Genomic DNA, 14,033 nt, shown 5'->3' with positions numbered 1-14,033 from the left:
GATGTGTAAAGAAACCTATTTTTTCTGGCAGATTTTATGAATAGATTCAGCGGCAGAAATCGCTGCCGCTGAATAGAGGGAAGCAGAGACGGGATTACTTCTGATCGCCCAACAACACCGATTCTAATGCAATTTCAATCATGTCATTGAAGGTGGTCTGGCGCTCCGCAGCGGTGGTTTGCTCACCGGTACGGATATGGTCAGAAACAGTACAGATGGTCAGGGCTTTAGCACCGAACTCCGCGGCAACGCCGTAGATACCGGCCGCTTCCATTTCCACGCCCAGAATGCCGTATTTTTCCATCACATCAAACATTTGCGGGTCTGGCGTGTAGAACAGGTCAGCAGAGAAGATGTTACCTACACGGACGTCGATACCTTTCGCTTTTGCCGCATCCACTGCATTGCGGGTCATTTCAAAGTCAGCAATCGCTGCATAGTCGTGATCTTTAAAGCGCATACGGTTTACTTTGGAGTCGGTACAAGCCCCCATGCCGATCACCACATCACGCAGTTTCACATCAGCGCGAACCGCACCACATGAACCGACACGAATGATTTTTTTCACGCCAAAATCAGTGATCAGTTCTTTGGCGTAAATGGAGCAGGACGGGATACCCATACCGTGGCCCATTACAGAGATTTTGCGGCCTTTATAAGTACCGGTGAAGCCCAACATGCCACGCACATTGTTCACTTCGCGCACGTCTTGCAGGAAGGTTTCGGCGATAAATTTCGCACGCAGTGGATCCCCTGGCATCAATACAACATCAGCGAAATCACCCATTTCAGCATTAATATGTGGCGTTGCCATAATCACTTTCCTTAAAAATCAGAGAATTAAAATTTATATTACTGAACTGTTTTTAAGTTTGAACTACTTTGCACAGTTCAGAGAAAATCAGCCATCGCCAGCGTAGATGAGCACCGACAGTTTGGGCACGGCCAGCGCACAGCCCCGCAGCGTACACGCAGTACGTGAGGAGGGCGAGCACTGCCCGGGTTCAAAATGGCACGCTCAGCTTAGCTGAATGACTTAAAGCATATTCTTACCGTAATCCATTGGGGATAGATTGAAATATGTCGCTACCGTCTGCCCAATATCAGCAAAGGTCTCACGATGCCCAAGCGATCCTGGTTTGACTTTCGGGCCGTAAACCAAGACCGGAATGTGCTCACGGGTATGGTCAGTGCCCGGCCAGGTTGGATCACAACCGTGGTCAGCCGTCAGGATCAGGATGTCATCTTCTTTTACCAGCGCCATCAACTCAGGCAGGCGGCGGTCGAACAGTTCCAATGCAGCAGCATAACCAGCAACGTCGCGACGGTGACCGTAAGAAGAGTCAAAATCCACAAAGTTAGTGAACACGATAGTGTTGTCACCGGCTTTCTTCATTTCTTCTATCGTGGCATCAAATAGCGCATCCAGACCGGTGGCTTTCACTTTCTGAGTGATACCCACATGCGCATAGATATCGGCAATTTTACCGATAGAAACCACTTCTCCCCCTTTCTCATCCACCAGTTTTTTCAACATGGTTGGCGCTGGCGGTTCAACGGCCAGATCATGGCGGTTACCGGTGCGTTGGAAGTTACCTGGCTTGTCACCAATAAACGGACGCGCAATCACACGACCAATATTGTAGCCACCCTCGGTCAGCTCTTCGCGGGCAATTTCACATAATTCATACAAGCGATCCAGGCCAAAGGTCTCTTCGTGGCAGGCAATCTGGAACACCGAGTCAGCCGAGGTATAGAAAATCGGTTTGCCGGTTTTCATATGCTCTTCACCCAGTTGGTCAAGGATAACGGTCCCACTTGAGTGACAGTTACCCAGATAACCCGGCAGGTTGGCCCGTTTTACCAGTTTATCCAACAGTTCCTGTGGGAAACTGTTTTCGACATCACTGAAGTAACCCCAGTCAAACAGCACCGGCACCCCCGCAATCTCCCAGTGGCCTGACGGTGTATCTTTACCGGAGGATAACTCACTGGCATAACCATAGGCACCAATGATATCTGCATTCTTATCCAGCCCGACCGGGAATTTACCGGTGGACTCTTCGGCAGCTTTACCCAACCCTAAACGACTCAGGTTTGGCAGCGTCAATGGGCCACTACGACCAACGTTAGCTTCACCACGGGCGCAGACCTCAGCAATGTGGCCCAGAGTGTCGGCCCCTTCGTCACCAAATTTTTTAGCATCTGCGCTGGCACCGATACCAAATGAGTCTAATACCATAATAAATGTACGTTTCATCATTTTCTCCTGCGTGGGTTCACGCTCTGGGGCAGCAATGTTCATCGGCTCCCCCATGTAATTAATCAATCTGTTTTCGCTAACACTTGCCTTCAAGGGCAAATATCTTCAATAACAAAAGTATGGCGTTTATTCAGTAATACGGCGATAGATAACCGGTGTTTCTTCCGGCGCTTTGTCACCCAAGGTGATCGCCGCACGTAGTGCATCTGCTGCCTGCTGCCAGTCATCTTCGTTATTGGCATGAATCACCGCTAAGGGTTGCTGACCATCAACACCGGTCCCCAGACGTGCCATTTCAGTGATACCAACACTATAATCAATAGGATCAGTTGCCCGACGACGACCGCCGCCGAGGGAAACCACCGCCATACCCAGTGCACGGGTATCCATCGCAGTAACCACGCCTGCTCGTTCAGCAAATACCGGCTTGCTCAACATGGCAACCGGTAGGTAGCTGTCATAGCGCTCAACGAAATCACTTGGGCCTTTTTGCGCCGCCACCATGCGACCAAAGAGTTCTGCTGCTTTACCGTTATCCAGCACCGCCTGTAGCTTGGATCTGGCGTCAGCATCATCTTGCGCCAAACCACCTGATAACAGCATTTCAACGCACAGCGCCATCGTCACTTCTAACAAGCGTGGATTACGATATTCACCCGTCAGGAAACGTACCGCTTCGCGCACTTCAACCGCATTACCGGCGCTGGAAGCCAACACCTGATTCATATCGGTCAATAGTGCCGTTGTTTTACAACCCGCGCCGTTAGCCACACTGACAATAGCCTGTGCTAAATCGGCAGATAATTGATATGTCGGCATAAAGGCACCAGAACCCACCTTCACATCCATCACCAACGCATCCAGCCCTTCAGCCAGTTTCTTCGCCAAAATAGAAGCGGTAATCAGTGGAATGGAATCTACAGTGGCGGTGATATCACGGGTAGCGTAGAAACGTTTATCTGCCGGTGCTAATGAGCTGGTTTGACCAATGATGGCGACACCGACGTCCTGAATGATTTTACGGAACGCATTATCATCGGGGAAAATATCAAAACCGGGTATAGCTTCCAGTTTGTCCAAGGTTCCGCCGGTATGGCCCAGACCACGGCCAGAAATCATCGGCACATAGCCACCACAGGCTGCGACCATCGGGCCGAGCATCAGTGATGTCACATCACCCACGCCACCGGTAGAGTGTTTATCCACGATGGGGCCGTTTAGATTAAGGCTCTGCCAGTTGAGCACCGTGCCAGAATCACGCATTGCCATGGTTAGTGCCACGCGCTCCGGCATGCTCATGTCATGGAAATAGATGGTCATCGCCAAAGCAGCAATCTGCCCTTCGGAAACCACATTGTCGCGGATCCCATTGATAAAGAAACGAATCTCTTCTTCGCTCAGTGGCTGACCGTCGCGTTTTTTACGGATAATTTCTTGTGCCAGAAACACAGCATCCCCCTGACCTAAATAAGGATAAAAGCCGCACGGCAGGCTAGTCGCCCGCAGCGCATCGGCTAAACTCAATGATTGCGATAATGATTAGTAACCGCTACTTTTGCTATCACTCTGATGGCCCAGCGTGGTTAATAAGCTGGCTAACAGACTGGATGCGCCAAAGCGGAAGTGGCGGGCGTCGGCCCAACCCTCACCCATCAATTGATCGGCCAGTTGCAGGAATTGCGCGGCATCTTCGGCAGTACGTACTCCGCCCGCTGGCTTAAAGCCGACGGTTTTACCCACACCTAAATCACGGATAGTGCTCATCATAATACCCGCACTTTCCAGTGTGGCATTGACCGGCACTTTACCGGTGGAGGTTTTGATGAAATCCGCGCCAGCTTTAATAGCAATTTCAGAGGCTTGACGGATCAAGTGCTCTTGCTTTAACTCACCGGTCTCTATGATTACTTTCAGTAATACATTCGCGGCAGCGCAGGCTTCTTTGCACTCTTTCACTAATTCGAAGCCGACCTTATCATTACCCGCCATTAAGGCGCGGTAAGGGAAAACCACATCCACTTCATCAGCACCATAGGCAATGGCGGCACGGGTTTCGGCCAGTGCAATAGCAATATCATCATTGCCATGTGGGAAGTTAGTCACTGTTGCAATACGGATTTCAGGGGTACCCTGCTCGCGCAACGTTTTACGCGCAATAGGAATAAAGCGGGGATAAATACAGATTGCGGCCGTGTTACCGGCAGGGCTTTTTGCCTGATGACACAGCGCGATAACCTTATCATCGGTATCGTCGTCATTCAGGGTAGTTAAATCCATCAAACTCAGTGCGCGTTTGGCATAATCGTTAAGATTCGCGCAGGCGGTTAAATCGGTCATAAAACTCTCCAACACTATTTCAGCCCCAGCACCTTGCCAGAACTGAGCATCTATTTATGAGCGGACAAAGAGACCGTACCGGCATCTTTGGTGATTAAAAGTCCCCCTCAGTAGGCGTAATTGTTGCAGTCAGGCAAATAACATAGCCCTAATGAGAAGGTTCTAAGCTCAATACGTTGGCGAGCGGACTTGGTTCCTTGAAGATAGCCCCTATGGGTGGCAATTGAGATCCATCTCACCGCACTAACTACTTGGTCATTGCTTACATCACTGATGCAATGAGACTCCGTACACACTTTAGGCTTTCATTCCGAAAGCCAATAACACTATTTGAACACGTTATCGGCAGCTTGGGTGTGTTCAATTTCACACTAATCAATAGTAACTTGTAACGAGACGGAATTATATGTGATTAAAGTCACAAAATAACCTAATTTATAGCTTTCTGACCACGATACGCTCACTCGCTTCAAGAATAGCCTATGGGCAGGAATACGCAGTATTGTAGGCCTGAACCATAAAAAATTAAGCGTCAGCGGCGCAGACAGTTTGGGTGCGGACAGCGCGCAGGGACTGGAGCGTACACGAAGTAGGTGACAAGCCCCGAGCACTGCCCAATCCCAAAATGGCAAGTCAAGCTAGCCTAATTATAATGCCAGGAAGAAACCGGCGATCGTCGCACTCATCAGATTCGACAATGTGCCTGCCGCTACCGCTTTCAGGCCGAAACGCGCGATATCGTGACGGCGGTTTGGGGCCATACTACCCAAGCCACCCAATAAAATGGCAACAGATGACAAGTTAGCAAAACCGCACAGCGCGAAGGAGATAATAGCCTTAGTGTGCTCGGAAAGAACCTGTAAACCCGCGGCTTTGACTAACTCTTCCGCCTGGAGATACTGACCGAAATTCATAAATGCTACGAATTCGTTAACGATAATCTTCTGGCCGATAAATGAACCAGCCACCATCGCTTCACTCCATGGGATGCCTATCAAGTAAGCAATCGGCGAGAATACCCAACCCAGAATCAACTCTAGCGAAAGTTGTGGATAATCAAGCCAGCCACCAATCCCACCCAGAATACCATTGAGCAGAGCAATCAAAGCGATAAAGGCCAACAGCATTGCCCCTACATTCAATGCCAGTTGCATGCCGGAAGCCGCGCCAGAGGCCGCTGCATCAATAACGTTAGCTGGGCGTTCATCTTCAGCAATCAAGGTCGTAGCATCAACGTTATCGTGCGTTTTTTCAGTTTCCGGCACCATCAGTTTAGCAAACAGTAACCCACCCGGCGCTGCCATAAAGGAAGCAGCAATCAGATATTCCAATGGTACCCCCATTTGCGCATAACCGGCCAATACTGAACCGGCAACGGAAGCTAAACCGCCGCACATTACCGCAAACAGTTCAGATTGGGTCATGGTGGCAATATAAGGGCGCACCACTAACGGCGCTTCAGTTTGGCCAACAAAGATATTAGCTGTGGCGGAAAGGGATTCAGTACGTGAAGTGCCCAGCAACTTTTGCAAACCACCGCCCAATACCTTAATAACGATTTGCATGATGCCAAGGTAATACAGAACGGCAATCAATGATGAGAAGAATACAATTACCGGTAATACTCGCAGGGCGAATACAAAGCCGCCACCACCAAAAACTTCAAACATTTTGTCAGAAACCAAACCGCCAAAAATAAATGAAATCCCCTCATTACCGTAGGCGATAACGTTAGCGACGCCTTCTGACATACCGCCCAGAATGCGGCGCCCGATGGGCACATATAATACCAGCGCACCAATAGCGATCTGGATAATAAATGCACCTACAACAGTGCGGATATTAATCGCCCTATAATTACTTGAAAGAAGTACGGCTATTAATATCAGTACTGCCATTCCAACCAGACTCATTAGCATGTCGCTATCCCTAATAGTGAAATCATTAATTAAATTGAAATAATTTTCGGGGGATTATACCGACATGAAGACGCTATCAAATAATCTCTGTCACAAATAAACACAACTAAAAGCAACCGAATCAACGTAAGTGTGACAAGAGTCACATTAAAAAGCGGAAATAAAGAGATCACACAAATTATTAGTATGATTTGTATATTCCCGGTGGTGATTTAAAGTGGGCAGCTATCGGCGGGCGGTAATCGGAACAAACGTTGACTATTCGCTAACAACTGGCTGGCAATCTGTTGTGGCGTTTCAGAGCGTAGCTGACACAACACGCTGAACACATCAGCAGCCCGCTCGGGCCGGTTTGGTTGCCCCTGAAAACCGGCTAACGGCATATCTGGCGCGTCGGTTTCCAGCAGTAATGCGGAAAGAGGCAATGCGGCCATGACACTCCGGGTTTTCTGTGCCCGCACATAAGTAATGGTCCCACCCACACCAATATAATAACCCAAGCGAATAAATGCCTGCGCCTGCGCCAGGCTACCGGCGAAACCATGTACAACACCAGTGCGCGGCAACACCGTTTTACGCAGCACCGAGGCTAATTGGTCATGGGAACGGCGAGAATGCAGAATAACAGGCAGATCATGCTGTTTAGCCAACTTAAGTTGCGCCTGCAATAGCGCCAACTGGCGTGGTAACTGCGGCTCATCCATATAAAGATCCAGGCCAATTTCCCCCACGGCCACCAGCTTGTGAGTTTTGTTCGCCAGATAGGATGCCAGTGTCGCCAAATCGGCCTCTTGATGTTGAGCGATATAAAGTGGATGCATGCCGAGTGCGGCAAAAAGGGGCGGATAGTTCGCAGCCAAGGCTAAAATACGGGGAAAATAAGCAGCACCCACCGCAGGAACAATCAATTGCCTGACATTCGCCTGAGCCGCAGTGACTAAACTGGCCGCTTCAGCACCACTGAATGGAGGGAAATCAAAGTGACAGTGGGTATCGATAAAATAAGCTTTATCGCTAAGATTCACTATCTGCTCACTCACTTGTACCATTAGGCGGTATCACCTTTGTTTTTTGCCACGCTGGCAGGCAAAATTATCTCTACTGGCAAGGGCTTTCTATTGGTATTCGTTGGAATAATCAACCCATTGTCACTCATACTCATCTGAGCCGGTAGGCCATAGTGAGTGGCGGTCACTGAATCCGCTGGTGTAATGATATCCGGCGTTTGAGTAATATCAAATGAAGAGTCATCAGTATCAATTAGCTCTGCCATATCATCTGGTTGATTAATATCTTGTGGCTGAATGATACGACGTGAAAGTGAAATCGAGGTTTTCTCCCCATTGATTCCAGTCGGATCCCGTTGATCTTGCGGTAATAGCCAGTGCCCGACGGTAGCCAAAAAATAGCGACCACAACGGCGGCCTAAATGATAATCACGATTTAGTGCCGCAATTCGGCTCCCCAGTGCATTACTGGCAAGTGGCTTAGGCGGAAAAATTTCGAAAATACGCAGGTCACCGGGCGGCTTTTCAATAAATTGCTGAATACGGTGATAGCTCTGCTCATGTTGCTGCATAATCCGCACCAGTTGTTGCAAACTACTTTCACTCAGCCAATGTTCCATCCGCTTCATCCATTGCGGCGTGTAATAGGCCTGCGACGGTACAGTCCGAATCACCACAATAGTATCAGCGCCACGGCGGTAGGCTTCCTCCACCGGGATGGCATCACTGATGCCACCATCCTGATAACTGATCCCCCCCAAATCCACCCCTTGACGGTATAAACCAGGAATAGCACTGGACGCTTTAATGGTCGGCAGCCAGCTTTCTCGAGTGGGGGAAATATAGGTAGGTTCAAAATCATCACTGCGGCAGGCACACATTAAGAATTCACGGCCATTGCGTAAATGCTCTTCAGCATGATCCATGGCCAGAGGCAACTGCTGGGATGTGATATCCACCAACCAGTCGAGATCAATTAAGTGGCCACCACGCACAAAACGTAATGGGTTAAAGAAATTAGCTGTGGTGGTGTAGCGGGTAATGACGCGGCGAGCGTAGCCGGGTTGACCGCAGATAAAGGCAGATAGATTTTGTGCACCGGCAGAGGTGCCAATCATCAGATCAAAAGGGTTAAAGCGGGCGCGTTGAAATTCATCCAGCACACCGGCTGTAAAAATTCCCCGCTGCCCGCCTCCCTCACAAACCAACGCCATTTTTCCGGGTTGGTATGGTTTATAGGCGAGTGGCTCAATATTACCGAGCGTGATAGGTATTCTGTATCCCACCATCTATCCTTAATTCGTTACAACAGGTGCCGAGGATACCCCGTCTTACCCTTTGCTGTAACCCTCTCGCCTGACTAAAGGCGCTTACGGCCTGTAAACAGACTGATGAGGAATAGGACAATACCCACTACAAAGACGACTTTTGCGGCCCAAGCTGCCGTACCGGCTAGCCCACCAAAACCTAATGCCGCAGCGATTAAAGCAATAATCAAAAATATAATGCCCCAGCGAAACATAAGCCTCTCCTTCCCGTTTTAAAAAATGGCTTTCTACACTTAGGTTAAAAACAGCGTTTTTAACTCTCTCTGTCTATTTAACAGTAGTGCGTTTAACAGAAGTCGCATTATTAACAGATTTATTATTTGGCTGACGGGCTTATAAAGCTTATTCCGTAAGGTATTTCTCCCTCACGAAATACCCATCAGCCGATAATAATTAAGGTTTGATGCTCAGATCATTTTTAACGCTTTTCACGCCATCAACGGCTTTAGCAATACTTTCAGCACGTTCGGACTGAGCTTTATTCTCAACACTACCTGATAACTGCACCACACCTTCGGTGGTTTCTACTTTCACTTTACGTGAGGGTACGATGTCATCAGCCAGCAATTTGGCTTTGATTGAACTGGTTGTTGCAGCATCACCAGCATATTCACTGACTGATTGTGATTTCTGGTCTTTCACATGCAGCTTATCGCTGACAGATTTAACGCCTTCAACGTTTCCAGCAATTTCAACGGCAGTTTCAGCTTCAGCCTGAGAAGTCACAAAACCAGTCAGAGTGACCACACCATGGTTGGTTTCAACAGAGATATCAGTGCTTTTAAGAGATTTCTCTTCCAACAGAGCGCTTTTCACTTTAGCTGTTGCAGCGCTGTCACCCATGTAGTTATCGACTTTCTTCATGGAGCTATCGAGTTTCGCGCCAGTGCTGTCTACGACGTTGTTTGTCTTATTGAGCATGGTGTCTTCAGCGAACACGCTACCACTCATAAGTGCAGTACCTAAGACAACAGCCATCATTGAACGGGCAAATTTTGTATTTGTCATCGATTTCTTCCTTTGTCGTTATAAACCGTAAAGGGTTATGAAACTTAACTTGTTATAACACCCAAACTTACGGATTTTTACGCCACCCAGAGAGGTGACCAGTTGATGAATACTTTACGATTACTACAGGTTATTTGACCTAAAATTGATGCACGTCAATCCTGCGTGTACCTATAAAGATAGAGCATCTCAGAATAAATACAGTCGGAATCGCCCTAAAGCCGGATTTTTATGATTAAGTAGGAGTTATCCTAAGGAGGAAATAGTGAAGAGAATTAATGAATCGGGGTACCCTGTACCCCGATAGAGTGCGGCTTGGCGGGTGATTAATGTTCGCGGGTTTTACGGAAATTCACTTCCGGGTAACGTTCTTGCGTAATATTAAGATTTACCATCGTTGGGGCGATATAGCTCAAGTTATCACCACCATCTAATGCCAGGTTAACCTCATTCTTACGTTTAAACTCTTCGAACTTCTTCACGTCATCACATTCAACCCAACGGGCGGTAGAGACGTTAACTGATTCATACACCGCTTCCACGTTGTATTCACTTTTCAGTCGTGAAGAGACCACTTCAAACTGTAGAACACCGACTGCGCCAACAATCAAATCGTTGTTGGTCAACGGGCGGAACACTTGCACCGCGCCCTCTTCTGACAACTGAACCAGACCTTTTAGCAACTGCTTCTGTTTCAATGGATCACGCAGGCGAATACGGCGGAACAATTCAGGGGCAAAGTTCGGTATGCCGGTGAACTTCATATCTTCACCTTGGGTGAAGGTATCACCAATTTGAATGGTACCGTGGTTATGCAAGCCAATGATATCGCCAGCAAAAGCTTCTTCTACATGAGAACGGTCACCAGCCATAAAGGTCAGTGCATCTGAAATTACTACGTCTTTCTTGGTTCGCACCTGACGCAGTTTCATCCCTTTCTCAAAACGGCCAGAAACTACCCGCATAAAGGCAACACGGTCACGGTGTTTCGGGTCCATATTTGCCTGAATTTTGAACACAAAACCGGTAAATTTGGGTTCAGCCGCAACCACTTCACGGGTATCGGTTTTACGTGGCATCGGGGCCGGAGCCCATTCAACCAAACCATCCAACATATGATCGACGCCGAAGTTACCCAAAGCGGTACCGAAGAACACCGGCGTTAAGTCACCAGACAAGAAAGCATCATGCTCGAATTCATGAGAAGCCCCCTGTACCAGTTCCAGTTCCTGACGGAACTGTTTAGCCAAGTCCTCACCTACCGCCGCATCCAAGTCTGGGTTATTCAGCCCTTTGACGATGCGCACTTCCTGAATGGTGTGACCTTTACCCGTCTGATAGAGATAGGTTTCATCTTTATAAAGGTGGTAAACCCCTTTAAACAACTTACCGCAGCCAATCGGCCAGGTGATTGGTGAACAAGCAATTTTCAGCTCACGTTCCACTTCATCCAGCACTTCCATCGGATCACGAATATCGCGGTCCAATTTGTTCATAAAAGTGAGGATTGGTGTATCACGCAGACGGGTTACTTCCATCAGCTTACGGGTTCGATCTTCAACCCCTTTTGCCGCGTCAATCACCATCAGACAGCAGTCCACGGCGGTCAGAGTACGGTAAGTGTCCTCGGAGAAGTCTTCATGCCCCGGGGTATCGAGTAAGTTAACCAGACAACCGCCATACGGAAATTGCATCACCGAGGTGGTGATGGAGATCCCGCGTTGCTTTTCCATTTCCATCCAGTCTGATTTGGCATGATGGCTTGAGCCACGGCCTTTTACCGTACCGGCGGTCTGAATTGCGTGTCCGAACAACAACACTTTTTCGGTAATGGTGGTTTTACCGGCATCGGGGTGGGAAATGATCGCGAAAGTACGTCTTTTCGCGACTTCCAGTGCGTATTCACTTGGAGACATAATTTGAGATTTCTACTTTTAGGCCGCCCTGCTCTGGGCCTCATATCCTATTGATATGCGGGTCAGGCAAAGCGAGGCATTGATTGTGGCGCTATACCCTGCTTATTGGAAATTGCAGCAGGCTTAGCGGCAACTCCTATCACGTCGGGTATAAGTGGCTATAGCGCGGTATTTTCTCTGATTTATGCGAGATAGACAATTTATTCAAGACAAACAGTCGTTATTCAAAACAAACAGTCATTATTCACGACTGACAATCGGCAAAACGGGGCTATCCCATCGGCAGCGCCATCATAATGGCATCTTCACGCCCATCGGCACTCGGGTAATAGTTGCGCCGCACAGAAACCTCGTTAAAGCCTAAACTCTCATAGAGGGCGATAGCCCGTGCGTTTGAAGCCCGCACCTCAAGCCAGAGAGTGACGATATCACGTGTTGCCAACTGCTCAATCAGATGTTCAAGCAGTAAACGGCCATACCCCTGCCGCTGATAGTGCGGATCGATGGCGATATTAAACAGCGTCGCTTCATCCAACACCATTTGGGTAATGGCGAAACCGACCATTTGTTGACTGACACTCAACTTAAAATTGAGATAGCGCTCCCCTTGGTTACTGACCAGGGTTTTTTCCGTCCACGGGAAAGCGTGGCTGGCTTGCTCAATTTTGTACGCTGTGGCCAGATCGGCTGGCGTCAGGATAGAAATCTGCTTCATGGTGACAAATCTGCTGCCAAAGTGCGCGCTTAGCGCTCGCGTCTTGATAAAGTCCGGCCAATGCCGGGCTGTGTAACTGCGCGCCAGCGACCGCAAGCGGTTCACTGATGCCCAATCGCCAACTGTTGCACTGCGTATCTTCCGGCAACATTGCAACCCTGTCCGGCGTCAGCGCATAAGCCTGACGCGGCGTGAGACCCAAGCTGTGCAACACATCACACAACAGGGGATCATCATATTCAGGAAGCTGGTGTGCCACAATCAGCAGGCGGGTATCTTCGGGTAAACGAACTGCGATTTCACCCTGCAAGACGGCCGGGCGGCGCAATGTCCACTGCGTAATGCCTAGCTGTTGTAACAGCAAGTCTCGTCTTGATGCCATGCCATTTCCTGTCAGAGCGACCCGTATTTCGACGCTATGCTAGCAAACCCATCGAACATGCGCCAACAAACCTCTATAATCCCCGATCATATTATTAAGGAGCCAAAGACTGATGTCAGCATTAACCCCAGCCAGTGAAGTGATACTGCGCCATAGTGATGAATTTATAGCCCGCCATGTGTTGTTTGCCGGTGATTTACAAGATGCGCTGCCAGCGCAGTTTGATGCAGCCGGGGTACGGGTTCATACCAATCAATATCACCACTGGCAATTACTGAGCAATACGCTGGAAGAGAATGTGCAATTCGGTCTTTTGGCCACTGCCGACATGGTGGCTAACTGCGATACGCTGGTTTATTACTGGCCGAAAAGCAAACAGGAAGCCCAGTTCCAATTGGCTAATCTCCTTTCGTTATTGCCTGTCGGTACCGATATTTTTGTGGTGGGTGAGAACCGTAGTGGCGTGCGCAGTGCAGAAGAAATGTTATCTGAATTTGCGCAGTTGACTAAAATCGACAGCGCCCGCCGTTGCGGTCTGTACCATGGCCGGTTGGATAAACAGCCGGAATTTGATGCCGATGCCTGGTGGGAAAGTTACCAGGTGGGCGATGTGACAGTTAAAACATTGCCCGGCGTATTCAGCCGTGACTCGCTGGACTCCGGTAGCCATCTGTTACTGTCTACGTTCAGTGAGCCATTTAAAGGCAATGTGCTGGATGTCGGCTGTGGTGCAGGTGTGCTGGCCTCTGTATTGGCGCAGCAATCACCTAAAATCAAATGGACTCTGAGTGATGTCTCTGCGGCCGCTATTGAAGCCAGCCGAGCGACATTAGCGGCGAATAACATCGACGCGCAGGTGATTGCCAGCAATGTCTATTCCGACATTAAAGGCCGCTTCGAGATGATTATTTCGAATCCACCGTTCCATGATGGTATTCAAACCAGTCTGACTGCGGCGGAATTGTTGATCCGCGGCGCAACTGCTCACCTGCATGTCGGTGGTAAATTGCGGATAGTGGCGAACTCCTTCCTGCCTTACCCTGCACTGCTGGATGCGGCATTTGGCAGCCATGAAGTGCTGGCCCAGAATGGCCGTTTTAAGGTGTATCAGGCAACTGTCGGGCGTGCGCCACGAGACGCCAAGAAAAAACGTTAAAA

At 48.9% G+C, this 14,033-nt stretch carries 13 protein-coding genes; 1 reads left to right on the top strand and 12 read right to left on the bottom strand.

The window, feature by feature from the left end:
- Positions 1-94: 94 nt before the first annotated feature.
- The 12 genes from deoD to V1956_RS05530 all read right to left on the bottom strand — a co-directional run bounded on the left by deoD (position 95) and on the right by V1956_RS05530 (position 12,875).
- Entirely contained in the window at positions 95-814 is a 720-nt protein-coding gene (gene deoD, locus V1956_RS05585) for a purine-nucleoside phosphorylase (protein ID WP_372557947.1), read from the bottom strand.
- 222 nt (positions 815-1,036) lie between these two features.
- The gene (deoB, locus tag V1956_RS05580) at positions 1,037-2,260 is read right to left on the bottom strand and encodes a phosphopentomutase (RefSeq protein ID WP_372559816.1); all 1,224 of its coding nucleotides are present in this window, start codon (positions 2,258-2,260) and stop codon (positions 1,037-1,039) included.
- Positions 2,261-2,389: 129 nt separating this feature from the next.
- Entirely contained in the window at positions 2,390-3,712 is a 1,323-nt protein-coding gene (deoA, locus tag V1956_RS05575) for a thymidine phosphorylase (protein WP_420070891.1), read from the bottom strand.
- 90 nt (positions 3,713-3,802) lie between these two features.
- A complete protein-coding gene (gene deoC / locus V1956_RS05570) occupies positions 3,803-4,600 on the bottom strand; it encodes a deoxyribose-phosphate aldolase (RefSeq protein ID WP_050072495.1) in 798 nt (265 codons plus the stop codon).
- Positions 4,601-5,247: 647 nt separating this feature from the next.
- The gene (locus V1956_RS05565; RefSeq protein WP_442824892.1) at positions 5,248-6,519 is read right to left on the bottom strand and encodes a NupC/NupG family nucleoside CNT transporter; all 1,272 of its coding nucleotides are present in this window, start codon (positions 6,517-6,519) and stop codon (positions 5,248-5,250) included.
- A 212-nt stretch (positions 6,520-6,731) separates the two neighbouring features.
- Positions 6,732-7,568, bottom strand: a complete 837-nt coding sequence (locus V1956_RS05560) for a TatD family hydrolase (protein ID WP_420070892.1) — start codon at positions 7,566-7,568, stop codon at positions 6,732-6,734.
- Complete coding sequence (locus V1956_RS05555) at positions 7,568-8,815, bottom strand: patatin-like phospholipase family protein (protein WP_420070893.1); 1,248 nt, start codon at positions 8,813-8,815, stop codon at positions 7,568-7,570. The genes V1956_RS05560 and V1956_RS05555 overlap by 1 nt, the downstream gene beginning before the upstream one ends.
- 71 nt (positions 8,816-8,886) lie before the next feature.
- Positions 8,887-9,048, bottom strand: coding sequence for a DUF1328 domain-containing protein (locus V1956_RS05550; protein ID WP_004876076.1), 162 nt, complete (start codon positions 9,046-9,048; stop codon positions 8,887-8,889).
- A gap of 199 nt (positions 9,049-9,247) precedes the next feature.
- Positions 9,248-9,862: a molecular chaperone OsmY gene (gene osmY / locus V1956_RS05545; protein WP_372557942.1), complete on the bottom strand. Its 615-nt coding sequence runs from the start codon at positions 9,860-9,862 to the stop codon at positions 9,248-9,250.
- Positions 9,863-10,188: 326 nt separating this feature from the next.
- Positions 10,189-11,778, bottom strand: a complete 1,590-nt coding sequence (prfC, locus tag V1956_RS05540) for a peptide chain release factor 3 (RefSeq protein ID WP_005191790.1) — start codon at positions 11,776-11,778, stop codon at positions 10,189-10,191.
- Positions 11,779-12,049: 271 nt separating this feature from the next.
- Positions 12,050-12,493 carry a ribosomal protein S18-alanine N-acetyltransferase gene (rimI, locus tag V1956_RS05535; protein WP_083160698.1) on the bottom strand — a complete coding sequence of 148 codons (444 nt, stop codon included), beginning with the start codon at positions 12,491-12,493 and terminating at the stop codon, positions 12,050-12,052.
- Positions 12,438-12,875, bottom strand: a complete 438-nt coding sequence (locus tag V1956_RS05530; RefSeq protein ID WP_372557941.1) for a DNA polymerase III subunit psi — start codon at positions 12,873-12,875, stop codon at positions 12,438-12,440. The genes rimI and V1956_RS05530 overlap by 56 nt, the downstream gene beginning before the upstream one ends.
- Positions 12,876-12,987: 112 nt before the next feature.
- Between V1956_RS05530 and rsmC the strand changes: the two genes are divergently transcribed.
- Entirely contained in the window at positions 12,988-14,031 is a 1,044-nt protein-coding gene (rsmC, locus tag V1956_RS05525) for a 16S rRNA (guanine(1207)-N(2))-methyltransferase RsmC (protein ID WP_420070895.1), read from the top strand.
- The last annotated feature ends 2 nt before the right edge of the window (positions 14,032-14,033 follow it).

This window comes from Yersinia sp. 2540 StPb PI, assembly GCF_052217165.1.
GTDB lineage: Bacteria > Pseudomonadota > Gammaproteobacteria > Enterobacterales > Enterobacteriaceae > Yersinia > Yersinia enterocolitica_E.
Note: the sequence above shows the minus strand (reverse complement) of the source record. Positions and strands in the feature narration are given on the sequence as shown.

Coding starts and splice junctions, on each gene's coding strand:
- V1956_RS05550 (WP_004876076.1), bottom strand. CDS start 9,048: ATGTTTCGCTGGGGCATTATATTTTTGATTATTGCTTTAATCGCTGCG.
- rsmC (WP_420070895.1), top strand. CDS start 12,988: ATGTCAGCATTAACCCCAGCCAGTGAAGTGATACTGCGCCATAGTGAT.
- V1956_RS05530 (WP_372557941.1), bottom strand. CDS start 12,875: ATGGCATCAAGACGAGACTTGCTGTTACAACAGCTAGGCATTACGCAG.
- deoB (WP_372559816.1), bottom strand. CDS start 2,260: ATGAAACGTACATTTATTATGGTATTAGACTCATTTGGTATCGGTGCC.
- V1956_RS05560 (WP_420070892.1), bottom strand. CDS start 7,568: ATGGTACAAGTGAGTGAGCAGATAGTGAATCTTAGCGATAAAGCTTAT.
- osmY (WP_372557942.1), bottom strand. CDS start 9,862: ATGACAAATACAAAATTTGCCCGTTCAATGATGGCTGTTGTCTTAGGT.
- V1956_RS05555 (WP_420070893.1), bottom strand. CDS start 8,815: ATGGTGGGATACAGAATACCTATCACGCTCGGTAATATTGAGCCACTC.
- V1956_RS05565 (WP_442824892.1), bottom strand. CDS start 6,519: ATGCTAATGAGTCTGGTTGGAATGGCAGTACTGATATTAATAGCCGTA.
- rimI (WP_083160698.1), bottom strand. CDS start 12,493: ATGAAGCAGATTTCTATCCTGACGCCAGCCGATCTGGCCACAGCGTAC.
- deoC (WP_050072495.1), bottom strand. CDS start 4,600: ATGACCGATTTAACCGCCTGCGCGAATCTTAACGATTATGCCAAACGC.
- deoD (WP_372557947.1), bottom strand. CDS start 814: ATGGCAACGCCACATATTAATGCTGAAATGGGTGATTTCGCTGATGTT.
- prfC (WP_005191790.1), bottom strand. CDS start 11,778: ATGTCTCCAAGTGAATACGCACTGGAAGTCGCGAAAAGACGTACTTTC.